Raw genomic sequence first — 24,383 nt, 5'->3', positions numbered from 1 at the left:
CTGTCAGAAATATTGTCACGACTTCCGGCGAATGTGGCATATCGGATTGCCCGCTCACCGAAGCCGTCCAATGGCGGGCGGCACGCCAGGTCCGGCGACGGGGGCGCCTCACGCGGGTGACCGCGCCTTGACGTGGGGCTCGGCCGCGGGTGGTGCCTCCGAGTCACATGGGACGCCACCTGAAGATCATCGATCCCGAGATGAAACATTCACCGCCCGCCCGCTCCCCGAACCCCTCTGCCCGAACCAGACCAGACCAGACCGCGAGATGCTGGGGAGTACCCATCTACCCGGACACGGTGACTGGCCTGATGCGCGACCTCATCAATACCTACAACAAGCCAAAAAGGGACAACCCGCCGGCGGAATCACTCCCGTACGCACGCCTACACGATCTTCGCCATATTCACGCGACCACACTTCTCTTGGCCAGCGTCCCTGTGCACGTGGTAGCGGCCCGGCCAGGTCATGCCGACCCTGCCATCACCCTTCGGGTATATGCCCACGTCATCCGGTCTGCGGAGACAGCTCGAATTTTTTAGACTGTGCGCAAATAATCATCGCAGAAGTAAAATATCTAACAGAAGGAGGGGATTAGCAATATGACATCACTAAGACATCTGTGCGAGATTTTTCGAATAACCGATTACGGCGAAAGTGAGATCTAGCCCAAAATGCTAAAAGTGAGATCTCGAACGACCAGGCCGCGTTAGCAAGAGTGTAAGCAACGAGGCCCCTCCTGATCTTGGGAGGGGCCTCTGAGCTGGAGCCGCCTAAGGGAATCGAACCCTTGACCTACGCATTACGAGTGCGTCGCTCTGGCCGACTGAGCTAAGGCGGCGTGCCACGGGGTACCCGCAGCGTGTGGAAGTCTACAGGTTTCCGGGCGTTCTCGCTCACGTCGGTGGCGGGCGGATGGCGGGGTCAGGTGACCTTGGGGCAGAGGGTGCCGGTCTTGGGCGTGGTCAAGGTCAGCAGGTAGCGGTCGACGGCGGCGTCGATGCAGCTCGAGCCGGTGCGGTAGGCGGTGTGGCCGTCGCCGTCGTAGCTGAGGAGCACCCCTGAGGACAGCTGCGAGGCCAGTGCCTTGGCCCACTCGTACGGCGTGGCGGGGTCGCGCTGGGTGCCGACGACGAGGATGGGCGGGGAGCCGGCGGCCTTCAGCGGCTTGTCGGTGCCGGTGGGCTTGGCCGGCCAGTATTCACACGGCAGGGATCCCCACATGACGTAGGCGCCGAAGTGCGGGGACTCCTTCTGCGCCGCGCGGGCGGCGTCCTCGTAGGCGGCGGTGTCTCGCGGGTAGGGGTGGTCGATGCAGTTGACGGCCATGTTGGCCTCGGTCTGGTTGGAGTAGCTGCCGTCCTGGTGGCGGTCGACCAGGATGTCGGCCAGCCGCAGCAGGGTGGTGCCGTCCCCGCGGAAGGCCTGGGCGAGGGCGGTGCGGAGCACGGGCCAGGAGCGCTTGTCGTACAGGGCTGTGACGATGCCGAGGGTCGTCCACGACTCGTCGATCTTGCGGCCGTCGCCGGTGTTGTTGCGGAGCGGGTGCTCGTCGGTGCTCTTCAGCAGGGTGGTCAGCTGCGCGAGCGCGGCGTCGGTGTTCTTCGGGGAGAACGGGCAGGTGGTCTGGTTGAAGCAGTCGGCGAGGAAGGAGCGGAACGCGACCTCGAAGCCGCGCGCCTGGGCGGCGTTGACCGTCGGGACCGGGGCGAGGGCGGGGTCGATGGCGCCGTCCAGCACCAGGGCGCGCACCTTCTTCGGGAACAGGTCGGCGTAGACGGTGCCCAGGTAGGTGCCGTACGACTTGCCCAGGTACGTCATGCCCTGGTCGCCGAGGACGGCGCGCAGGACGTCCATGTCGCGGGCGGCGTCGGCGGTGCCGACGTGCGGGAGGAGCTTGGCCGACTTGGCCTGGCAGCCTTCGGCGAAGTCCTTGGCGCCCTTGGCGAGCTCCTTGACCTCGGCGGAGTCGTCGGGCGTGCCGTCCAGCCCGATGAACTTGTCGAGTTGGGGGCCGGACAGGCAGTGGACCGGCGCGGACTCCCCGACGCCGCGCGGGTCGAAGCCGACCGTGTCGAACCGGGCGAGGATGGCGGGCGTCAGCACGGTCTTGGCGGCGCGGGCGTACTCGATGCCGGAGCCGCCCGGTCCGCCCGGGTTGAGGATGATGGACCCGATGCGCTGCTTCCCGGTCGCGGGGAGGCGGATCACGCTGATCGGGATGCGGTCGCCGGACGGGGCCGCGTAGTCCAGGGGCACTTCGAGCTTGCCGCACTGGAAGCCGTTCTTGCAGTCCGTCCACGCGATCTTCTGCCCGTAGTAGGGCGCGAGCGCGGCCGAGGGGGCCTTGGCGGCGTCCCCACCGGTCGAGGTCGGCCCGTCCGCGCGGTTGCCCGCGTCGCCCGTCGCCGAGCAGGCCGAGGCGAACAGCATCGCCGCCACAAATGCGGTAGCCGTACGGCTAGCGCCGGAAAAGCGCATCATCGCGCCGCCACCCATCCCCCGTTGTAGACGTCTTCGTCGCGGCGGGCCCGTCGGCGGGCCCTTGCCGCTGATGCCCGCCGGCCTCTGTCACAGAGGCCCCGCGGGCCGTTCCCCCGTTGTGCGACGCCGGCTGTCGATCAACCGCACGGCGTCTTGGTTGTACCCCGCCCACGTGGGCTTTCACTCCTCGACGGTATCCCGTCCGCCGTACCTCGCGTCGTGCTGCTGGCGCGGCGAGCACACGCTCGCCCGGGAGCAGGCGCACCGGCGTCCCCCGTCGTTCAGGCGCACGACGACCGAGTCGGAGGGCACGTTGTGGCCGATGACCGTGCCTTCCCCTTCGGGCGTGTCGACCGCCGCCCCCACGCGCGGCGCCGCCGAACGGAACTCCTGGTACAGCGGGTGCTCGTACTTCAGGCAGCACATCAGCCGCCCGCAGGCCCCCGCGATGCGGAGCGGATTGACCGGAAGGTCCTGGTCTTTGGCCATGCGGACCGAGACGGGTTCGAAGTCCTTGAGGAAGGTGGCGCAGCACAGGTCACGGCCGCAGGGGCCGATGCCGCCCTGGAGGCGGGCCTCGTCGCGCGGGCCGATCTGGCGCAGCTCCACGCGCGCTCGCAGGTTGCGGGCGAGATCGCGGACCAGGGCGCGGAAGTCCACCCGGTGCGGAGCCGAGAAGTACACGGTGTAGACGTTCTCGGCGTCGAGGTAGTCGACACCGACGATCTTCATCGGTAGCTCGTGCCGTTTGATGAGGCGCTTGGACACGCTGCGGGCCTCGGCGCGCCGCCGCCGGTTGCCCTCGTCCCGCTCAAGGTGGTCTTCGCCGGCGATGCCCGCGCAGACGGGCAGGCCCTCGACGTCGTCGCTCACCCATTGCGGCGCCCACACGCACTCGGCCACTTCCGCCCCGGCCTCGGTCGGCACGAGGACCTTGTCGCCGACCTTGGGACTGTGGTCGCCCGGATCGAGATAGTAGAGCCGTCCGTAGCGGGTGAAGCTCACGGCCATGATCATGCCCACGGAACGCCTCCGCCTCCTCGCCGTCACGCCCGGTACGGCCAGCGCCTGCGCGCTTCTGGCCCACATTACGCGCAGATCGGTCGCAGGAGGCAACCCTTCGGGGCGGCGCCGCTCATCGCGGTGCGGCGGCGGGGGCGTCCGCCGCGGCGGCGGCGCCAGGGATGCCGGAGGCGCCGTGGCCGGCGGTGAGGGTGGCGTGCACCGACCGCAGCCTGCCTTCCAGCTCGACCAGGGCCCGCAGCACCGGATCGGCGCCCTGGCCCGCCGGCTGCTCCTGGTCGAGCGGCGCGAGTTCGACGGGCACCCACGCGGGAGCGGGGCGACGGCCCAGAGTCAGCCGGATGGCTCCGATGTTCCTGCGCAACGCGATCCGGGCCGCGCGGTGGGACGGGCCGGAGGACGGACCGGGCTCCGCTGCGGCGGGCGGGATGACGGGTGCCGCGGTCACCGAAGGAGTGGAGAACGAACGGGGCGGTGGCGGGGCGGTGAGCGTGGCGACCGGGTCGCCGCATGCGGCCAGGTCTTCCGCGCATTCCGCCAGCCCCGGACGGGTCCGGTGCGCGGGCAGCACGGGGACCAACGGCCGCAGGACGCGCCGAAGGGCGACCAGAGGCTCGGCGGCGATCTTCAGCGCCGCGGCCTGTTCGTCGAACCGCGCGCGCTTCTCCTGATCCGGCGGGCCTTGCAGAAGATCGCCGAGCGCCTCCAGTGTGCGCGACAGATTCCGGCGCACGACGGCCTCGGTTCTGATCGGCAGCAGGACGAACGCCGGGAGGACCGCGCAGACGGTGCCGAGCACGATCTGCAGCAGACGCCCGCCGAGGAACGCCGGACCGGCCTGGCCGAGCAGCCCGTACAGCAGGGCGAGCATGCTGGTCATACAGAACGACCAGTACGCGTAGTCCACCTGGCGGAGGATCAGTCCCACCAGCAGGTACGCGAAGATCCCCACGACCGCCGCCACCGGGTGCCCCGTGACCGGACCGGCGATCAACGTCGCCGTGCCCGCCCCGGCCAGGGCGCCGGCGAAGCGCTGGGCACCCTTGTGCAGGACGTGGCCCCGCGACCGGGCTCCGATGGTGACCACCAGGGCCGTGACCACCGTCCAGGGCCAGTGGGCGGGGAAGAGCAGATGGCCGGCCGTGAAGGCGAGCGCCAGGGCCAGCGCCGACTGCGCGGCCAGCCGGGTGTGCACGGACCCCGACGCCGCCGCCGAGGACGAGAGCGGGGACGGCGACGGCGACGGCGACGGGAGTGGGACGGCGGTCGTCCCGTCGCCGGGAGGCGCCGGTCGGGGACGCAGGCGCGCCATGGCTACGGCCGCGACGCCGTTCCACGCGACCGCGACGAGCGCCGCCACCGCCGACCAGCCCAGCGCGGCGAGCGGGTCGCCGCCGACCGGGACCGGCGCCATGAACAGGCCCAGCAGGGGCAGCGCCATCAACCGCCCGAACGCCGACGCGGCGTGGCCGTACCGCCGCAGGTGGATCGACACGAAGACGAGCACGACGAACAGGGCGCTCCCCGCCAGGGGACTGACGAGCATGAGCGCACCGACGACCGCCACGCAGGCCGTCACCGCCGGGAGCCCGAGGATCACCAGCGGACTCTTCCAGCCGGCCCCGCCACGGGACACCCGGTCCAGGGAGAAGGCGATCACCACACCGAGGACGAGCACACCGGACGACGCGTGGACCCAGCGGGCGAGGACGGCGAGCGTGGCGAACGTCCCCACGGCGGCGACGAACGCGCGGAACCCGTGGAACACCGCGAAGCGGTCCGGCAGCAGGGACCGGCGGCCGAAGCGTATGCGCCAACTCATAAGCATGTACGTATCAGATTCTCGCGATTGACGGCTAGATAGTACGGGAAAGCGTATTATCTGATCGTGGAAGAGGACGATGTGCGGGCCGAGGTCTCGGCGGTACGGCGGGGAGCGATGCGGCTGGCCAGGCGGCTGCGGGCCGAACGGCCGGAAGGGGTCTTGAGCAGCGCGAAGCTCAGCGTCCTTTCGCATCTGTACCACCGGGGCGGCATGACGCCCAAGGCGATCGCCGAGCTGGAACGCGTGCAGGCGCAGTCGATGACCCGCGTCCTGGCCGAGCTGCAACGCGAGGGGCTGGTCGCCCGCGAACGCGACCCGGGCGACGGACGCCAGTCCTTGATCACCCTCAGGCCCGAGGGCATGGCCGCCCTCGTGCGTGACATGTCCTACCGGGACGCGTGGCTGGGCCGGGCGATGGAGCACCATCTGTCTCCGGCGGAGCGCCGTATCCTGCACCTCGCCGGCGAGCTCATGGAACGACTCGCCGACGCAAGCCTCCCTCCCGGCCCGACACCGTCGCCGTCACCGTCGGAGTCGACGATCCAGGCGACCGGGCCGGCCTGAGGTCAGGGGCGCCAGAGGGAGACGGCCATCGCCTCGACGGCGATCTGGGGGTTGACGTTGGCGGCCAGCCGCTCGCGACAGAGCATGATCGCGTCGATGCGCCGCAGGGTGTCCTCGGGCGGGCTCGACCGCGCCAGCGCGACCAGGTCGGCCCTGCGGTCTTCGGTGGACAGTTCCACCTCGGCCCCGAACTGGACGGCCAGGACGTCGCGGTAGAAGGCGACCAGGTCCAGCAGGGCGACGTCGAGCGAGTCGCGCTTGATGCGCGTCGCGCGCGACTTCTGCCGGTCCTCCAGCTCCTTGATCGCCCCGGCGCCGCCGCGCACCAGCCCCCTGTTGAGGCCCTTGCCCGACGAGCCCTCGCCGTAGATCTTGCGCAGCTCGGTGGTCTCGGCCTCGTTGAGGTGCGCGGTGGCCTCCTCGGCGTCCTCGGCGGAGGTCTTGACCAGGCGTTCGGCGGCGTCGACGCACTCGCCGACGCCGGTGAGCGAACGCGGCAGCGACAGGACGGCCTCGCGCCGGCGCCGTACCTCCTCGTCCAGGGCCAGCCGCCGCGCCCGGCCGATGTGCCCCTGGGTGGCCCGCGCGGCGAACTCCGCCACCTCGGGCGCGACACCGTCGCGCGTGGCCAGGACGTGCGCGACGGCCGCCGTCGAAGGCGTGAGCAGGGTGACCACCCGGCACCGGGACCGGATTGTGATCACCATGTCGTCCGGGGACGGCGCGCACAGCAGCCACACCGTGCGCGGCGGCGGCTCCTCGATGGCCTTGAGCAGCGCGTTGGCGGCCGCCTCGGTGGAGCGGTCGGCGTCCTCGAACAGGATGACCCGCCACCGGCCGAGCGTCGGGGCGCCCGCCGCGCGGAGCACGAGCTCGCGCGTCTGCTTGACGCTGTACGACAGCCCTTCGGGCCGCACGGTCTCGACGTCGGGGTGGGAGCCGATGGCGACCTGGTGACACAGGTCGCAGTGGCCGCAGCCCTGGTCGGGACAGAGCAGCGCCGCGGCGAACGCCCTGGCGGCCTCCGAACGGCCCGACCCGGGGGGACCGGTGAACAGCCAGGCGTGCGTCATGCCGGCGCCGCGCCCTCCCGCGAGGGCCTCGGCGGCGGCCGCGGCGGCACGTCCGAGAACGTCCGCAGCCTCGTCCTGGCCGACCAGGTCGTCGAAGACCGTCACGCAGGCAAGACTAGTCGCGGATGGCGGGCATCGTGCCGGTGATGGCCTCGGTCTCCTGGGGGACCGGGTCGGGCAGGATCTCCCGGACGCGGTCCTGGATCAGCAGGGAGATCTCCTGCTGCGTGCGCTGCCCGTCCACGACGAGGTAGCGGTCGGGCTCGGCGGCGGCCAGCGCGCGGAACTCCCGGCGCACCCGCTCGTGGAACTCCAGCGGCTCGGCCTCGATGCGGTCGGCCGGCGAGGCCATGCGCGTCAGCCCCACCGACGGCGGCACGTCGATCAGCACGGTCAGGTCGGGGACGAGCCCGCTGGTGGCCCAGGAGTTCACCTTGGCGACGTCCTGCTGGTCGAGCTCGCGCCCCGCGCCCTGGTAGGCGAGCGAGGAGTCGACGTACCGGTCGCAGACGACCATCGCCCCGCGGTGCAGGGCGGGCCGGATGACCTTCTCGACGTGCTCGGCGCGGTCGGCCGCGTACAGCAGGGTCTCCGACCGCGCGGACAGCCCTTGGTGCGCCGAGTCGAGCAGGATGGCCCGCAGCCGCATGCCGACCTTGGTGGAGCCCGGCTCGCGGGTCTGCACCACGTCGAAGCCCTGGTCGCGCAGCCAGATGGCGATCAGCCGCGACTGGGTGGTCTTGCCCGACCCCTCGCCGCCCTCGAAGGCGATGAACAGGCCGTGCGACAGCTCGGCGGGTTCGGACACGTACCGCTCGCCGCGGAAGGCGGCCATCAGGTCGGAGGTGATGGACACCTCGCGCCGGTCGTCCATGTGGCGCAGCGCGAGCGCGCCGACGACGATCGCGACGAACGCCCCGATGAGCATGACGAGGTTCGGACCGTCGAAGTGGTAGTCCAGGTGGGCGCCGAGCGTGATGACGTGGGTGCCGAACACGCCGGCGAGGGCCGGGGCGACGGCGACCACGAGCAGCAGGGTCACCCGGGCCATGGACTGCAGGAAGGAGAAGGTGCGGCCGCGGATGCCGTCCTCGACCTCCAGGCCGATGAGCGTGTACCCGATGATCCAGGCGATGCCAGCGCAGGCGCCGAGCACGACGACCAGCATGACGACGATGACCAGGTTGTGGATGAGCGCGGTGCCGGCCAGCACGACGCCGGCCGTGACGATCGCCAGCCCGAACAGGCGCCGCCGCGACAGCTCGCGCAGCAGCCGGGGGCCGAAGAAGATGCCGGACGCCATGCCGAGGAAGACGGCGGCGAAGACCGTGCCGTACGCGGCGTCCCCGCCGCCGAGCGCCACGACGTACACCTTGGCGACGCCGATGACCGCCCCGCCCGCGGCGAACGCGCCGAGCATCCCGATGACCAGCCCGCGGACCATGCGGTTGCCGCCGACGAAGCGCCAGCCGTCGACGATCTGCCGCAGCACCGACGGGGTGGCGACCGCGGCGGTGTGGCCCTTGGGGATGCTGCGGAGCGTGAAGATCAGGAACGCGGAGACCAGGTAGGCCAGGGCGTTGACGATGAGCGCGGGGTGGGCGGGCTCCAGGGCCATGCTCGGGACCGCCTTGCCGAGCACCTCGACGCTGACCGACAGCACGGCGAACAGCGCCGCGGCCACCGGCGCGGTGCCGTAGGTGACCAGCAGATTGAGCTGGTTGGCCTCCTCCAGGCGGTCCTTGGGCACGAGGTTCGGGACGGTGGCGTCCTTGGCGGGCACCCAGAACAGGTTCACGCACTCGACGAGGAACGTCGCGATGATGATCCACTGGTAGCTGCCGACCAGCGGGATCGACAGCACGAGCGCGAAGCGCGCGAGGTCGGCCAGGAACATGGTGAGGCGCCGGTCGAACCGGTCGGCGAACGCGCCCGCGAGCGGCCCCAGCACGATGGCGGGCAGCATCTTGACGACGAAGACGCCGCCGATGGCGAGGCTCTGCGCCTTGTACCCCGCCCCCTGGGTCAGGTACGCCGCGAACGCGGTGATCGCGATGATGTTGAGCCAGTCACCCAGGCTGCACACCGCCATGGCCGTCCACAGCCGGCGGAAGGGGGCGTTCGCCAGCACGTGGGGAGGTCTGCGACGCGAGGCGGACCGGCCGGAGGTGGTCATGATGTCAGCGTATCCAGGTGCTCGCTGGGCATGGGGCGGATCGAACGCAAGACGGATTCGCCCGCGTGGTCCTCACCTGAGGGTATTACCAGTCCCTGCCCCTCGCAGGAAAGATGTGGCGAAAAGTAGGACAGGTTCCTGGTTCCACGAGCGCGGACCCGGCCCCGCCCGGCGCGTGCGGTCGATCGCTGGATGATCTCACAGGCACCGGATGGCATTCAGGCCACTCAAGTGTCACCTCTGCGCCACAGAGAGCCTCCCGCGACCTGCATGCCGCTCCCGGAGTGGGAGAAATCGCCCGCTCCGGAGGTACGTACGGCACATCTCGGGCAGCCTCCCCACGGTGAACAGACACTCGCCTCGAGATGACGTTCTCCCGAACGTATGCGCCCGCCGGGCGGACGTCGGCGGCCTCCAGGCTTTGCCGACCCGGACGCGTTCCCGCGCCGGCCACGGGGAACGGGATGCCGAGGAGGCGCCGGCCGGCCTTCCCTGCCGTCGATAAAAGGGGCGCCCCTGCTGACGGGTGCGCTCTTGCCAAGGCTAAGGTAAGTCTGTCCTAATTTAGGTAAGGCTAAGCAAGCGTCGAGGAGCAGCGGTGTTCGCCAGTTATCTCATCGGTCTTCGAGAGGGCCTTGAGGCGACCCTTGTCGTGTCGATCCTTGTCGCCTTCCTCGTCAAGAGCGACCGGCGGGAACGGCTGCCGCTCGTGTGGGCCGGGGTCGCCGCCGCCGTCGCACTGTCGGTGGGCTTCGGCGCGCTGCTCACCTTCACCGCCGCCAACCTCGACTCGCGCTCGCACGAGTTCTTCGACGCGATCGCCTCGCTGGCCGCCACCGTCTTCGTCACCTTCATGATCTTCTGGATGCGGACGGCGGCCCGCCGCATGTCCGGCGACCTGCGCGCCAAGCTGACCGAGGCGCTCAACCTCGGCGCGACCGCCGTCGTCGTGATGGCCTTCCTCGCGGTGGCGCGCGAGGGCCTCGAGACCGCGCTGCTCTTCTTCGCCGCCGCACAGGGCGCCACCACCAGCGCGTCCCCGCTGATCGGCATCTGCCTGGGCCTGCTCACCGCCGTCGTGCTCGGCTGGGCCCTGTACGCGAGCGCGCTGCGCATCAACCTGACCAAGTTCTTCACCTGGACCGGCCTGCTGCTGATCATCGTGGCGGCCGGCATCTTCAAGTACGGCGTCCACGACCTCATCGAGTCCGGCGTGGTGCAGGTTCTGACCGCTCCCGCGTTCGACCTGTCCGGCGCCCTTCCCCCGGACGCCTGGTACACCACGCTGCTGAGCGGCATGTTCAACTTCACCCCGCAGCCCACCATCCTCGAGACGATCGCCTGGGTCGCCTACCTCGTGCCGGTGCTGGTGCTGTTCCTCGTGCCGCCCCGCAAGAAGGACGCCTCCCGCGCGCCGTCCGCGACACCCGCGTCCACCTCCTCGTGACGCTCCCCATGACCAGACGCCATCTCATGAACAGACGTCCCCGCCGCGCCACGTCCCGGCCGCACCACCTCGACCATCTCTGGAGAATCATGCGCACCCCCCTCGTCCTCACCGCCGGCGCGCTGGCCTTGGCGGGGCTCACCGCGTGTTCCTCGACGGGCGGCGGCGCGGACACCTCCGCCCAGGCAGGGGGAAAGCCGGGCAAGATCAGCGTCGCCGCCTCCGACACCGACTGCAAGGTCTCGGCGACCGACCTGCCCGCCGGCACCTCGACCTTCGCGGTGACCAACGGCGGCACCAAGGTCACCGAGTTCTACGTCTACGCGGCGGGCGACCGCGTCATGGGCGAGGTGGAGAACGTCGTCCCCGGCCTCACCCGTGAGGTCCTCATCGAACTGCCCGCCGGCACCTACGAGACCGCCTGCAAGCCGGGCATGATCGGCAAGGGCATCCGCAACCCGCTCAAGGTGAGCGGCGCCGCCGCGCCGCTCAGCGGCGACGCCAAGCTCGCCCAGGCCACCACCGACTACCAGCGGTACGTCAAGAGCCAGGCCGGCACGCTGCTCACCAAGACCCAGGAGTTCGTGGACGCCGTGAAGGCGGGCGACATGGACAAGGCCAAGAAGCTGTTCCCGGTCGCGCGGACGTACTGGGAGCGCATCGAACCGGTCGCCGAGAGCTTCGGCGACCTCGACCCCGCCATCGACGCCCGCGAGGGCGACCTGGCCAAGGGCGAGGAGTGGACCGGGTTCCACAAGATCGAGAAGGATCTGTGGATCACCAAGGACATCAGCAAGGACGGCCCCGTCGCCGACAAGCTGATGGCGGACGTGAAGAAGATCGTCGAGCTGGCATCGTCGGAGAAGGTGCCGCCGCTCAAGCTCGCCAACGGCGCCAAGGAGCTCCTCGACGAGGTCGCCACCGGGAAGATCACCGGCGAGGAGGACCGCTACTCCCACACCGACCTGTGGGACTTCGCCGCCAACCTCGAAGGCTCGCAGGCCGCGGTCGCCGCGCTGCGCCCCGTCCTGGACGAGCGCGACCCCGCCCTGGCCAAGACCCTGGACGAGAAGTTCGCCGCCGCCGAGGCGACGCTGGAGAAGCACCACGACGGCGACGGCTGGAAGCTGCACACCGACCTGTCCAAGGAAGACCTCAAGGAGCTCTCCGACGCGATCAACGCGCTGGCCGAGCCCATCAGCAGGGTCGCCGCGGTGGTGGCCAAGTGACGCGCGTCCGCCGCCGCCGCGCCCGGGCAGGAGAGGTCCGATGACGCAGATGAACCGGCGCAGGCTCCTCGGCATCGGCGCGGCGGGCGTCGCGGCCGCCGGCGCGGGCGCGTTCGCCACCCGCAGCGTCATGGAAGGGCCCGCCCCCGCGGCCGCCGCCTCCACCTCCGACCCGGTGTCCTTCTACGGCGAGCACCAGGCCGGCATTGTCACGCCCGCGCAGGACCGCCTGCACTTCGTGAGCTTCGACGTCATCACCAAGAATCGCGCCGAGCTCGTCGACCTCCTGCAGGAATGGACGGCCGCGGCCGCGCGGATGGCCCAGGGCAAGGACGCCGGGACGTTCGGCGCGGTCGGCGGCGCCGTGGAGGCCCCGCCCGACGACACCGGCGAGGCACTGGGTCTGCCCGCGTCCGGGCTGACGATCACCATCGGCTTCGGGCCCTCCCTGTTCGACGACCGGTTCGGGCTGGCCGCCAAGAAGCCCGCCGCGCTGGCCGACCTGCCGAAGTTCCCCGGCGAGGACCTGCGGCCGGAGATCTCCGGCGGCGACATCTGCATCCAGGCGTGCGCCCACGACCCGCAAGTCGCCGTGCACGCGGTGCGCAACCTCGCCCGCATCGGCTTCGGCAAGGTGTCGGTCCGCTGGTCCCAGCTCGGCTTCGGCCGCACGTCCTCCACCTCGCGCGCCCAGGCCACCCCGCGCAACCTCATGGGCTTCAAGGACGGGACCGCCAACCTCAAGCTGGAGGACGCCGCCCTGCTGCGCGACCAGCTCTGGGTGGCCCCCGGGGACGGCCCCGCGTGGATGGCCGGCGGCAGCTACATGGTGACCCGCAAGATCCGCATGAACATCGAGACCTGGGACCGGACCTCGCTGTCCGAGCAGCAGGACATCTTCGGCCGCGACAAGGGCGAGGGCGCGCCACTGGGCAAGAAGAAGGAGTTCGACCAGCTCGACTTCGCGGCCAAGAAGCCCGACGGCACGCCGATGATCCCGATGGACTCCCACGTCCGGCTCGCGCACCCGTCCACGCACGGGAACGCCCACCTGCTGCGCCGGGGCTACAACTACGTGGACGGCTCCGACGGGCTCGGACGGCTCGACGCGGGGCTGTTCTTCATCGCCTACCAGCGCGACCCGCACAAGCAGTTCGTGCCGATCCAGATGGAGCTGGCGCGCAAGGACAAGCTGAACGAGTACATCAAGCACGTCTCCAGCGCCCTGTTCGCCTGCCCTCCCGGCCTGCGCGACGCCGGCGACTACTGGGGCCGCACCCTGTTCGCCTGAGCCCGCAGCGTTCGCCTGAGCCCGCAGCGCCCGCCGTGGCCCCGCGAAGGAGCCCGGCTTGCGCGGCGCGGGCGTCCACCGGGGCCACGAAGGAGACCGGGGCCGCGAACGAGACCGGGTCCGCGAACGAGACCGGGTCCGCGAACGCGACCGGGGCGCCGCCGTATCGGCGACGCCCCGCTCACACACCCCGGTATCTCACGACTTGGCGCCGGCCTTCGCCCCCGCCTTGGCGCGCGGGCGCTTCGGCGCCGGACCCCGGGCGCGGCGCTCGGCCAGCAACTCGGCGGCACGCTCGATCGTGATCTGCTCCACCGAGTCGTCCTTGCGCAGCGACGCGTTGGTCTCGCCGTCGGTCACGTACGGGCCGAAACGGCCCTCCTTGACCACGACCGGCTGCTTGGAGACCGGGTCCACACCGAGCTCACGCAGCGGCGGAGCGGCGGCCGCACGGCCCCTGCCCCGCGTCTTGGGCTGCGCGAACAGCTCTTTGGCCTGGTCGATCGTGACCGTGAACAGCTCGTCCTCCGAGGCCAGCGACCGGGAGTCCGTCCCCTTCTTGATGTAGGGGCCGAACCTGCCGTTCTGCGCCGTGACCTCCTCGCCGTCGATCTCGCCCAGCGCACGCGGCAGCGACAGCAGCTTCAGCGCGTCGTCCAGCGTGATCGTGTCCAGCGACATGGACTTGAGCAGCGAACCCGTGCGCGGCTTGGCGACGTCCTTCTTCGCCTTGCGCTTGGTGCCCTCGGCGGGCGGCGGCTCCTCCTCGGGCAGGATCTCGGTCACGTACGGGCCGAAACGCCCGGACTTCGCGACGATCACCCGCCCGGTGGCCGGGTCGGTGCCGAGCTGACGCTCGCCGCTCGGCTGGGTGAACAGCTCCTCGGCCCTGTCGGCGGTGAGCTCGTCGGGCGCGAGGTCCTCGGGCACGTTGACCCGGGCGCCGTCCCGGTCCAGGTACGGCCCGTACCGGCCGACCCGGATGACGATGTCGGTGCCCCTGATCGAGAACGAGCTGATCTCACGCGCGTCGATCTCGCCGAGGTCGCTGACCAGCTCCTTCAGCCCGTCGTCGCCCTGGTCGCCGTAGTAGAACCGGCGCAGCTCGGGCACCCGCTCGGCGCGGGCGTTGGCGATGTCGTCGAGGACCTTCTCCATCTCGGCGGTGAAGTCGTAGTCGACCAGGTTGCCGAAGTGCCGCTCGAGGAGGTTGACCACGGCGAAGGCCAGGAACGACGGCACCAGCGCCGTCCCCTTCTTGAACACATACCCCCGGTCGAGGATCGTCCCGATGATCGACGCGTACGTCGACGGGCGTCCGATCTCGCGGTCCTCAAGCTCCTTGACCAGCGAAGCCTCGGTGAAGCGGGCCGGCGGGCGGGTCGAGTGGCCCTCGGCCTCCAGCTCCAGCGCCGTCAGCGCGTCGCCCTGGGCGAGGTTGGGCAGGCGGCTGACCGAGTCGTCACGGTCGGTCGAGGGGTCGTCGGCCCCCTCCACGTACGCCTTGAGGAAGCCGTAGAAGGTGATCGTCCGGCCGGAGGCGCTGAACTCGGCCTTCTCGCCGGTGCTGGAGGTGCCGGCGATGCGGACGCTCACCGACTCGCCGACGGCGTCCTTCATCTGGGAGGCCACCGTGCGCTGCCAGATCAGCTCGTACAGGCGGAACATGTCACCGCTGAGCCCGGTCTCCCCCGGCGTGCGGAACTCGTCCCCGGAGGGCCTGATCGCCTCGTGGGCCTCCTGGGCGTTCTTCACCTTGCTCGCGTACACCCTGGGCTTGTCCGGGACGTACTGCGCGCCGTACAGCCGCACCGCCTGGCTCCTGGCGGCGGCCAGCGCGGTCTCCGACAGCGTGGTGCTGTCGGTACGCATGTAGGTGATGTAGCCGTTCTCGTAGAGCTTCTGGGCCACCTGCATCGTGTACTTGGCCGAGAAGCCGAGCTTGCGGCTGGCCTCCTGCTGCAGCGTGGTCGTGCGGAACGGCGCGTACGGCCGCCGCGTGTACGGCTTGCTCTCGACCGACGTGACCGCGTAGGAGGAGTTCTCCAAGCGCTGCGACAGGGCGCGGGCGGCCTGCTCGTCGAGGTGCAGGACCTCGGCGCTCTTGAGCGTGCCGGTGCTGGCGAAGTCGCGGCCCTGGGCGACCTTGCGGCCGTCCAGGGAGGTCAGGGTCGCGCCGAAGCTGCGCGGGTCCTCGTCGCGGCCGATGTCGAACAGCGCGCGCAGGTCCCAGTAGTCGGCCGAGGTGAAGGCGATGCGCTCGCGCTCGCGCTCCACGACCAGCCTGGTGGCGACCGACTGCACGCGGCCGGCCGACAGGCGCGGCTTGACCTTCTTCCACAGGACGGGGCTGACTTCGTAGCCGTAAAGGCGGTCGAGGATGCGCCGGGTCTCCTGGGCGTCCACCAGGCGCAGGTTGAGGGCGCGCGGATTCGACACCGCGTCCTGGATGGCCTGCGGCGTGATCTCGTGGAACACCATGCGGTGCACGGGCACCTTCGGCTTGAGCACCTCCTGGAGGTGCCAGGCGATGGCCTCGCCCTCGCGGTCCTCGTCGGTGGCGAGGTAGAGCTCGTCGGCGTCCTTGAGCAGCTGCTTGAGCTTGGAGACCTGCGACTTCTTGTCCGGGTTGACGACGTAGAGCGGCTCGAACTCGTTGTCCACGTTGACCCCGAGCCTGGCCCATGCCTCGCCCTTGAACTTTTCGGGGATGTCGTCGGCCTTTTCGGGCAAATCTCGAATGTGGCCGATGCTGGACTCCACGATGTAGCCGCGCCCGAGGTACCCGGCGATCGTCTTCGCCTTCGCAGGCGACTCCACGATCACCAGGCGGGTTCCGCCGGCGTTGCCGTTCTTGGCTGGCACGCTGCTTCCTACCTCGCTGTTCGCTGTCATTCCCCTGCCGATCCCGCACCGCCCGCCGTGGGAGGCGGGCCGATGTGATCCGTCACAGGCATGAAGGTAACCCGCCGCCGGAAACTTCTCCCCGTCGGACTACCCGGTCACTTGCCGGTGTTCCACCTACCTGGACCCGATACCCACGAGGACGCAGAATAGAGCCCAGAGAGTGCCAGCGTCCCCTTGCACACCCTTCGGAGACTAACCGCTGTGCTCGAGTACTCCTATTTGGACCTGTATCTGCCACGCGGGACCAGCCGCGAAGCCGCCCGGCGCGTGCTGACCGAACACGCCGAATACGGACACTGGGAGCTGGACCGCCTGCGGTTGTATCCCGATGGCCGCCGCCATGTACGGCTGCGCCGCAAGATCCTGCGCGTGGCCAGCACCCTGTAGCCGCCGCCCAGGCAACTGTAACCCCCCGGCCACCGCCCCACTTCCCGTCACACCGTCCCGGGAAGAACCGCCACCCCCGAACACAGCACACCGACCCACCCCCTGGACACGATCGCCCTCCGAACACGGCTCCCCCCACCCCCTGATCACCCCTGGTACAGGCCGACACCCCAACCAGGCGCTCCCCGCCCACACCCTGTGAACCGACCACCCACCGAACATTGCTTTCCCACCCACACCTGATACCGGTCGAACATCGCGCCTCCCACCTACACCCCGGGTGACCAACCGCCCGCCCGACGTGCTTTCCCACCCACACCTGGTACTGGATGGAACATCGCGGCTCCCACCCACACCCGGTATCGGCCGAAGATCGCGCCTCCCACCGACATCCGGTGACCGACCGCCCACCGAACACGGTTGCCGAGGATCGACCGGCGTCCGGACATGGCTTTGCCCGTCCCGGGCCGCGCCCCCGGAACGGGCAAAGCTTCTGTGCCTCACCGCGCGAGTCCGGCACGATGACCGGGCACCGTGGCCGCTCTCGCGGGCGGCGAGGCGTCTGTGGCTCCGCCGGACGCCTGGTCCGTTACGGAGTGTCTGGGAAGCGAGCCGGGACGGCGTCTCCGGCACGAGCCCTCCTCGACGAGGCCCGTCTCACGACGGGCCGTCATCTCACAAGGGCCCCGTCCGGTGACGCGACTCCAGCGAAGCGATCATTTCGGACACACGCTCACGAGAATCACTCCCGGCCTATAAGACCTTCCAAAGCCGAACAGAGTGAGCAGTCTCACAACGCGCCACGCGGACGGCCGCCTCTGACGCGGACCCGGGGTGATCAGGCGGACGCTGAAACCGTTGCCGCTCACCCCGGACACCGCCCCACAGTGATCACCGGACGGCGGGACCGCCCCCCGATCACCCAGGCGACCGGGTCTGGGGGTGACCAATGGACGGTGGCACCGCCATCGATCACCCCACGGCCGCGTCCGGCGTCCTCTCCCGAGGTGATCACCGGACGGCGGGACCGCCGTCGGTCACCTCCGGCGCAGGCGCAGGCGGCGGGTGCCCGCGAAGAGTGTGGCGGAGGCCGCGAACAGGGCGCCGGCCAGCAGGGCGACCAGCGAGCCGGAGTTCATGCCCGTCAGGCCCATCGGCTGCTCGGCGCTCATCAGGCCCGGGTTGATGGGCAGCTCGCGCGCCGCCTTGCCGTCGACGACGCCGCCGACCGGCGTGGACGACACGGCCTCGCCCACGGGGCTGTTCGCCACCACGCCCGTGACCTGGTCCAACGGCACGCCGCCGCCGTCACGAGCACCACCCGGCAGGGTCGGCAGCAGCGGCAGGGGGTCGGCCTTCGGCAGCACGCCGGCGGGCCCGGACGGCCGCCGCATCATCGTCCCGCTCTGCCCGGGCAGGGACGGCGCCAGCGGCAGCTCGGGCAGCAGCCCGAGCCCCGCCGCCTTGGCCGCGGCGACCTGGCCGGAGCTGTGCGCCATGTACGCCGGCCCGCACGGCACGGGCACCCGCTGGCACGGCTCGCCGCCACCGACGCGGGCGCCGCCCAGGCACCCGGCGGCGGCGTCGCCCAGGACGGCGACGGCGTTGCCGCAGACGTTCACCGGCGCGGTGATCGGAGCCACGATCTGGTTGCCGCCCAGGACGCTGTGCCGCCCGTCGGTGAGGTTGCCGCCCGCGCCGCGACCGGCGCCGCCCTTCACCGAGGCGCCGCCGCGGCAGCCCGCGAAGGCCTCGCCGATCACGGCGACGGCGTTGCCGCAGACGTTCACCGGCGCGGTGATGGGGGCGACGATCTGGTTGCCGCCCAGGACCGAGCCGTACCCGGAGGTGCGGTTGCCGCCCGCGCCGCCCTGCCCGGCGGGACGGGCCGTGGCGCCGCCGGGGCACCCCGCGTTGCCGTTGCCGACGGCGTTGCCGCAGACGTTGATCGGCGCGGTGATCGGAGCCACGATCTGGTTGCCGCCCAGGACGCTGTGCCGTCCGTCGGTGAGGTTGTGGCCGGCGCCCGAGCCGGGACGCGGGCCGTGCCCGTTGTAGCCGTTGCCGCCGTGGCCGCCCTTGACGTGGGCGCCGCCCTGGCAGCCGGAGAACGCCTCGCCGATCAGGGCGACCGAGTTGCCGCAGATGTTGACCGGCGCGGTGATGGGGGCGACGATCTGGTTGCCGCCCAGGACCGAGCCGTACCCGGAGGTGCGGTTGCCGCCCGCGCCGCGACCGGCGCCGCCCCTGACGACCGACGCGCCGCCCTTGCATCCCGCCGTCGCCTCGCCGAAGATCGCCACGGCGTTGCCGCAGGCGTTGATGGGGGCCGTGATCGGCGCGTTGACCTGGTTGCCGCCCAGCACGCTGTGCCGGCCGTCGGTCCTGTTACCGCCCGTGCCGCCGCCGGCGTTCTTCACAGTCGCACCGCCCCGGCAGCCCGCGTCCGAGCGGCCCACGAGAGAGACGGCGTTGCCGCAGGCGTTGATGGGGGCCGTGATCGGCGCGTTGACCTGGTTGCCGCCCAGCACGCTGCCACGGCCCGAGGTGGTGCCCTGGATGCCGGCGGACCCGGAGCCTCCCTGGACGGACGCACCGCCGCGGGACGAGGCCGAGGACTCGCCGATCACGCCGACGGCGTTGCCGCTGATGTCGATGGGGAGGGTGATGGGAAGGTTCACCTGGTTGCCGCCGCCCACCGAGCCGGTGCCGGAGGTGTCGGCCACGGCGGTGCCGCTGCCCAGAGCCATGACGCCGACCGCGAGAAGAGCCGCGGGGGCAGAACCCTTCGCCCACGTACGCATAACAGATCGCTCCTTGGTTCTTTGGGGGGAAGTACCTGACAGAGGTTTCTTGGGGGAAGTACCTGACAGACCGCGACGCACTCGGGACCATGCCGCCTGAGGCCCCGAAAGGCCCGGGCCGCGCCACTCGACCGGCCCGATCGGCCGCCCGCCGCCGTCCACCCGGACGAGCGATGGCCGGACGGCTACGAACGGAGCCGACCCGCCACCACCGTCCACACGGAACGCGCGGGAACCGGCCCCCTACGCACGTCCGCGCGAAGCTCGTGGGAACCGGACCGCTACGAACAGACCCCGCCAGCCGCGCTCGCACAGAACCGGCCGAGACCGGACCGGCTTCCGAGGAAGCCGAGATCGGGCGGAGCAGGGATCGAGCGCATCGGTGTGCGCCGGCCTCCGCCCCGACCGGCCCGATCCTGCGCCGACCACCTGGACGGTGGCGACGACCGGGCCGATCGTGGCCTCCGCACCCACCTCGCCCACAGCGCCCTCACCGGACCAAGAGGGCCGGACCACCGAGGTCACGCAGCAGTCGAGGAAGTTCGCGGAGCCGAGCTCGTGTGGACGAACTCGTGGAGATCGCACGGTGGGCGGTGAGCCCGAGATCATCGCAATGCTGAGATTGACGCTTTCACCCGCGCGGAGCCGGCATGGTCACTCCCGCGACGGGGACCGACGGCACGCTCCGCGACCGGCCGGACGGCTGACGCCTCCGAGGCCGGAACAGCAGCGGGGTCAATCAGGAGAGAAAGAAGGGTCGTCCGCTACCGCGCGGACGACAGGGGCGAGCACACTCGCCATCTCGGCGGGCGCGACCGCGAGCCGCGGGTCGAAGACCGACCTCGCGACGTCCCCGAACCCCGACCCGAACGGACCCGAGCCGGGCCTGGGAACGAACCCGTTGGCCCCCGCCGAGTGGTCGGCGGTGGACGGTTGGGGAGACAGGGGCTTCGACTGGCTGGTGAGCCCGTCGACCATCCTGCCTGCCATCGCCCCGGCATCAGCCGGAGCGTCGACGCGCACCGTGGGGAAACCGCCGGCGGAGGCCGGCCCGGTGGCGACATGAGAGGTGGCGGAGCCATCGCCGCGCTCGGAAGTGACCCCACGGAGATCACCGCTCATGGGCGACCCCGCACGGCCCGTCCTGCGGACGGGATGACCCGCTGGAGCGTCATCAAGAAGATCATCGGCATCGACCAGACCATCGCCCTCGGCGAGACGGCCGACGCGCGCTCCGGCACCACCGGCCGTGGCCGGATCACCGAGCACCGCCAGGCCCCCCGGCATCACAGGACGACCACGCCCAGCGACATCGGAGGTCCCAACCGACCGACCATGTCCCACAGCCCCGGCGACACCGGCCAGCCGGCCGTGTTCCACAGCACCGGCGGCTACCGCCTGATGACCGTGACCATATTCGACGGCCTTCGCCGACGGCACCTGTCTCGCGGGGACGCGGGTTTCCGCGGCCACGGGACCGGCGCCGACGGCACCGAAGACGACACCCAGAAGCCAGCCGGCGGCGATCAGACCGCCGATGGCCACCAGGCGAACGAACCGGGAGCCGGCCACGAACCGTGCCATCCGGCCTTCCCGCGTCACGATCGCCTGGATCTGATCACCAGAAACGATCACGGGCACGCGACCGGTGACGGTGGGCGACTGAGCCCTCCGCCGATGTCCCGGCATGCGTGCCACGTGACCTCCCTGAACTCCTTGAACGCCCCGCTTTCGCAGGACGGACCCTGGAACCAGCCCCTCAACGGAGAGTCACGTTAGCAGCACTTGGAGTTATGGCAACGATTTTTCGCGGAACACGTCAGCAGCCGTCCAAGAAACGGTCAAGAACTCGCACCCCGAACTTGAGCGAATCCACCGGAACCCGCTCATCGATGCCATGGAACATGCCAGAGAAGTCCAAGTCGGCGGGCAGCTTCAGCGGCGCGAACCCGAAGCCCCGGATCCCCATCCGGCTGAAGGCCTTGAGGTCCGTGCCTCCCGACAGCGTGTACGGCACGGCCCGCGCACCGGGATCCTCGGCCTGCAACGCGCCGGCCATCGCCCGCACGAGCGGCCCCTCGAACGCCGTCTCGACCGCGACGTCGTGATAGACGAACTCCCGGGTCACATTGGGCCCCAGCAGGTCGTCGATGGTGGCGAAGAACTCCTCCTCGTAGCCGGGCAGGAAGCGCCCGTCCACATGCGCCGTCGCGGTCTGGGGGATGACGTTGGCCTTGTAGCCGGCGTCGAGCATCGTCGGGTTGGCCGTGTTGCGCAGCGTCGCGCCGATCATGCGGGCCAGCGACCCGAGCTTGGCCACCGCCGCCTCGGCGTCATCGGCCTCCAGCTCGATCTCGAAGGCCTCCAGGAAGAAGCTGCGCACGGTCGGGGTCAGCCGCACCGGCCATTCGTGACGCCCGATGCGCGCGACCGCCTCGGCCAGCTCGGTCACCGCGTTCTCGTTGTTGAGCATCGACCCGTGCCCGGCCCGGCCCGCGGCCCTGAGCGTCATCCAGGCGATGCCCTTCTCGGCCGCCTCGATCAGGTACAGCCTCCTGGCCTCACCGACGGAGACGCTGAACCCGCCGACCTCGCCGATCGCCTCGGTGCACCCCTCGAACAGGTCACGGTGTTCGTTGGACAGCCACTGCGCACCATAGGTGCCGCCGGCCTCCTCGTCGGCCGTGAAAGCGAGCACCACATCGCGCGGCGGCCTGCGCCCCTCGCTGAGCCGCTGCCGGACGACCGCCAGGATCATGGCGTCCATGTCCTTCATGTCCACCGCGCCCCGGCCCCAGACGCACCCATCGGCGATCTCACCGCTCAGCGGGTGATGGGTCCAGTCGTCCGCGTTGAACGGGACCACGTCGAGGTGCCCGTGGAGCAGCAACGCCTCCCGCCCGGAGTCCTCACCCTCGATGCGGGCGATCACGTTGGCCCGCTTGTCGTCACTCTCGAGGATGCGCGGTTCCAGGCCGACCTCGGCCAGCTTCTCCGCGACGTACTCCGCGGCGGCCCTCTCTCCCGGGCCCGCGTTGTCCCCAGCGTTGGTCGAGTCGATGCGGATCAGGTCGCGGCACAGCTCTACGACCTCCTCCTCGCCGTTGAACGCGGTCATCCCCTGCTCCTTCGGTCAAGTACAGGCTGACACCCCCATCCTGCCGCCAAGGGGCACCTACCAGCATCTCCGGCATAGCGCACCCTCCCCTCCCGCTTACCGGTATGAAGGAGTGTCCGGAGTTTGCTAACCTAGTTCAGCCGACGCGGGAAGACGTTCCAACGTGCAGGCACCACTGTCCGGGTGGCGGAATAGGCAGACGCGCTAGCTTGAGGTGCTAGTGCCCTTTACGGGGCATGGGGGTTCAAGTCCCCCCTCGGACACAAACCGGTCGCCTAAAGGGTCCTGGTCACGAGAGTTCGTGACCAGGACTTTTTGCTTGCCGGGGTGATAGACGAGGCGCAGACCCAAGGTCGCGTACACCTTGGCCTTCCGCAGCGGGTCCGCCTGAGCCAGCACGCTCACCATGTCACCGAGCCGGCGCATCACCGCCGCCAGCTCGTCGCGGTCCAGGCGGTGATGCCGGGCGGCGGGCATCCGCCGCAGCCGGCTCTCGGCCTCGGCCTTACGCGCCTGCTCTTCGCGAATCCATCCCGCGACCACAGCCGGATCGGCGCCGGCCTCCAGGGCGGCGCGGTGCTGGGAGAGCTTGCGGTCGCTCTCGGCGATCTGCCGGCGAGCCGCGGAGATTGCTTGTGCCTGAGAGGGCGGCGCTTCCTGGGCGGCGACGAGGGCGTCCAAGGTCTGGGTGACGTTGTGCGGGGCGAACAGCCGGCCGAGCCAGCGATCGAGCCGGGGGACGATCACGTCCTCGCGGAGGTAGACGTTCCGAGGGTGCATGACGTGGTTCGCCAGCGCGTACTCCTCCGGGAACCGGCACCGGTAGTAGGCGGCCTCGTTGACCCAGTGGCTCTGCATCCGGCGGTCACAGACGCCGCAGAAGAGGAGTCCGCGGAGTTGGTAGGGCCGAGGAGTTCGCTTGCGGGTCTTGTCGGTGTGCCGGTCCCCGCGGCCGGCGAGGGTCTGCTGGACGGCGGCGAAATCCTTGTCGGTCACGATCGGCGGATGGACGACGCTCTCCGACCACACCCATTCCTGCTTGGAGTTCCAACGAAGCTTGGTGGTGTGCCCGAGCCCGACGTCATCAACGTCGATTAGCACCTCGTCCTTACGCTGCCGGTTCCACACCTGGTGGCCGGTATAGCGGGGGTTAAGGAGGATCGCCCGGACAGCGCTCTTGGACCAGGCAATGCCAGACCGGTGTGGGTTCCGTGCCCGGTCGTGGGCGGAAGGGCTCGGGATGCCGTCGCGGGTCAGCCCTTCGGCGATGGCGAAGAGGCCATAGCCGTTCAGGAACTGGGTGAAGATCCGGGCGACCACCGGTGCCGCGACCGGATCGAGCTCCAGGCGATGCAGGCGCCGACCGTCGGCGGCCTTGGCCGGATTCGGGTGCGGCCCGGCGTCGGCCAGGCGGTAGCCGTACGGAGGCCGCCCGCCGAGGAACCGGCCCTCCATCTGCGCCTGCGCCGACATCGCGGTCCGCACCCGGATCTTGATCCGGTTCCGCTCGCCTTTGCTCATCCCGCCGAAGACCGACATCACAAGGTCGTGCGCCTCGTTGCCCGGGTCGATCGGCCCGCCGACCTCCGGGACCCACAGCGGGACGCCGAAGTGCTCGAAGATCGGAAAGGTGAGCCCGTACTGGTTGCCGTAGAAGGCGCGATGGGGCTCGCCGATCACTACGGCCTCGAAGCCGCGGTCGGGGTTACGCAGCTCGGCGAGTAGCGCCGAGGCGTGTGGCCGGCGCTGCCAGGGGATCGAACGGGACTTGTCGACGTCGAAGAACTCGGTGACGATCACGCCCCCGCGCGACTCGATGAGCGCGCGGGAGCGAGTGAGCTGCCAGCCCCGGGAGGACTCGGGGTCCTGGTTGTCCTCGGTCGAGACTCGGCCGTAGAAGGCGAAGCGGATGGTGTCCATGTCTCCCTCAGGCAGCGTCCGGTCGAGCAGCGAGCAGCTCCTGGTGAGCCTCCAGCAGGATCGCAAGCAGCTCGGCGGCTGCGCCCGGAATGAGCTGCGGCGCTCCCACCGGGAGTACCACGTGCGGGCCGGCCT

General features: G+C 70.5%; 15 protein-coding genes, 2 tRNA genes and 1 pseudogene. 7 read left to right on the top strand and 11 right to left on the bottom strand.

Annotated features, from left to right (window positions below; genetic code table 11):
• The first annotated feature begins 167 nt into the window (after positions 1-167).
• Entirely contained in the window at positions 168-542 is a 375-nt protein-coding gene (locus tag ABZU32_RS06995; protein ID WP_354918256.1) for a tyrosine-type recombinase/integrase, read from the top strand.
• 222 nt (positions 543-764) lie between these two features.
• Here ABZU32_RS06995 and ABZU32_RS06990 read toward each other — a convergent pair.
• The 4 genes from ABZU32_RS06990 to ABZU32_RS06975 form a co-directional block, all read right to left on the bottom strand.
• Positions 765-841 (bottom strand) — tRNA-Thr (locus ABZU32_RS06990).
• A gap of 83 nt (positions 842-924) precedes the next feature.
• Positions 925-2,433: an alpha/beta hydrolase gene (locus tag ABZU32_RS06985; protein WP_354918253.1), complete on the bottom strand. Its 1,509-nt coding sequence runs from the start codon at positions 2,431-2,433 to the stop codon at positions 925-927.
• Positions 2,434-2,664: 231 nt separating this feature from the next.
• Positions 2,665-3,501: a regulatory iron-sulfur-containing complex subunit RicT gene (gene ricT, locus ABZU32_RS06980; protein WP_354843173.1), complete on the bottom strand. Its 837-nt coding sequence runs from the start codon at positions 3,499-3,501 to the stop codon at positions 2,665-2,667.
• 118 nt (positions 3,502-3,619) lie between these two features.
• On the bottom strand, positions 3,620-5,329 hold the full coding sequence (locus ABZU32_RS06975; protein ID WP_354918250.1) for an FUSC family protein: 1,710 nt from the start codon (positions 5,327-5,329) through the stop codon (positions 3,620-3,622).
• A 66-nt stretch (positions 5,330-5,395) separates the two neighbouring features.
• Here ABZU32_RS06975 and ABZU32_RS06970 point away from each other — a divergent pair, with 66 nt between their 5' ends.
• On the top strand, positions 5,396-5,896 hold the full coding sequence (locus ABZU32_RS06970; protein WP_354918248.1) for a MarR family transcriptional regulator: 501 nt from the start codon (positions 5,396-5,398) through the stop codon (positions 5,894-5,896).
• 2 nt (positions 5,897-5,898) lie between these two features.
• Here ABZU32_RS06970 and ABZU32_RS06965 read toward each other — a convergent pair whose 3' ends face one another.
• Positions 5,899-7,074 (bottom strand): DNA polymerase III subunit delta', encoded by a 1,176-nt coding sequence (locus tag ABZU32_RS06965; RefSeq protein ID WP_354918245.1) that lies wholly within the window; start codon positions 7,072-7,074, stop codon positions 5,899-5,901.
• Between the two features lie 10 nt (positions 7,075-7,084).
• Positions 7,085-9,145 carry a dTMP kinase gene (tmk, locus tag ABZU32_RS06960; protein ID WP_354918242.1) on the bottom strand — a complete coding sequence of 687 codons (2,061 nt, stop codon included), beginning with the start codon at positions 9,143-9,145 and terminating at the stop codon, positions 7,085-7,087.
• Between the two features lie 598 nt (positions 9,146-9,743).
• Between tmk and efeU the strand changes: the two genes are divergently transcribed.
• The 3 genes from efeU (at position 9,744) to efeB (ending at position 13,112) form a co-directional block, all read left to right on the top strand.
• Positions 9,744-10,592 (top strand): iron uptake transporter permease EfeU, encoded by an 849-nt coding sequence (gene efeU / locus ABZU32_RS06955; RefSeq protein ID WP_354918239.1) that lies wholly within the window; start codon positions 9,744-9,746, stop codon positions 10,590-10,592.
• A gap of 89 nt (positions 10,593-10,681) precedes the next feature.
• Positions 10,682-11,821 carry an iron uptake system protein EfeO gene (gene efeO / locus ABZU32_RS06950; protein WP_354842783.1) on the top strand — a complete coding sequence of 380 codons (1,140 nt, stop codon included), beginning with the start codon at positions 10,682-10,684 and terminating at the stop codon, positions 11,819-11,821.
• Positions 11,822-11,861: 40 nt separating this feature from the next.
• Positions 11,862-13,112 (top strand): iron uptake transporter deferrochelatase/peroxidase subunit, encoded by a 1,251-nt coding sequence (gene efeB, locus ABZU32_RS06945; RefSeq protein ID WP_354918236.1) that lies wholly within the window; start codon positions 11,862-11,864, stop codon positions 13,110-13,112.
• A 198-nt stretch (positions 13,113-13,310) separates the two neighbouring features.
• Here the strand turns inward: efeB and topA are convergent, their stop codons facing one another.
• Positions 13,311-16,007, bottom strand: coding sequence for a type I DNA topoisomerase (gene topA, locus ABZU32_RS06940; RefSeq protein ID WP_354918233.1), 2,697 nt, complete (start codon positions 16,005-16,007; stop codon positions 13,311-13,313).
• Positions 16,008-16,220: 213 nt separating this feature from the next.
• On the opposite strand from topA, the gene ABZU32_RS06935 reads away from it, so the two are divergent.
• Positions 16,221-16,406, top strand: a complete 186-nt coding sequence (locus ABZU32_RS06935; protein WP_354842792.1) for a DUF5703 family protein — start codon at positions 16,221-16,223, stop codon at positions 16,404-16,406.
• Between the two features lie 1,037 nt (positions 16,407-17,443).
• On the opposite strand, the gene ABZU32_RS06930 is transcribed toward ABZU32_RS06935, so the two are convergent.
• From ABZU32_RS06930 to ABZU32_RS06920, 3 genes are all read right to left on the bottom strand, one after another.
• Complete coding sequence (locus ABZU32_RS06930; protein WP_354918230.1) at positions 17,444-19,210, bottom strand: chaplin family protein; 1,767 nt, start codon at positions 19,208-19,210, stop codon at positions 17,444-17,446.
• A gap of 735 nt (positions 19,211-19,945) precedes the next feature.
• Positions 19,946-20,908 (bottom strand): hypothetical protein, encoded by a 963-nt coding sequence (locus tag ABZU32_RS06925; protein WP_354918227.1) that lies wholly within the window; start codon positions 20,906-20,908, stop codon positions 19,946-19,948.
• A 121-nt stretch (positions 20,909-21,029) separates the two neighbouring features.
• Positions 21,030-22,328, bottom strand: a complete 1,299-nt coding sequence (locus ABZU32_RS06920) for a M20/M25/M40 family metallo-hydrolase (protein ID WP_354918224.1) — start codon at positions 22,326-22,328, stop codon at positions 21,030-21,032.
• 177 nt (positions 22,329-22,505) lie between these two features.
• On the opposite strand from ABZU32_RS06920, the gene ABZU32_RS06915 reads away from it, so the two are divergent.
• Positions 22,506-22,591, top strand: a tRNA-Leu gene (locus ABZU32_RS06915).
• 571 nt (positions 22,592-23,162) lie between these two features.
• On the opposite strand, the pseudogene ABZU32_RS06910 reads toward ABZU32_RS06915, so the two are convergent.
• Positions 23,163-24,248: pseudogene (locus tag ABZU32_RS06910) on the bottom strand (recombinase family protein); the annotation flags it as partial.
• Positions 24,249-24,383 lie beyond the last annotated feature (135 nt).

The sequence above is a fragment of the Sphaerisporangium sp. NPDC005288 genome, assembly GCF_040607475.1.
In the GTDB taxonomy this organism is placed as follows: Bacteria; Actinomycetota; Actinomycetes; order Streptosporangiales; family Streptosporangiaceae; genus Sphaerisporangium; species Sphaerisporangium rhizosphaerae.
The sequence above is the reverse complement of the archived record's forward strand: the minus strand, read 5'-3'. Positions and strand labels throughout refer to the sequence as shown.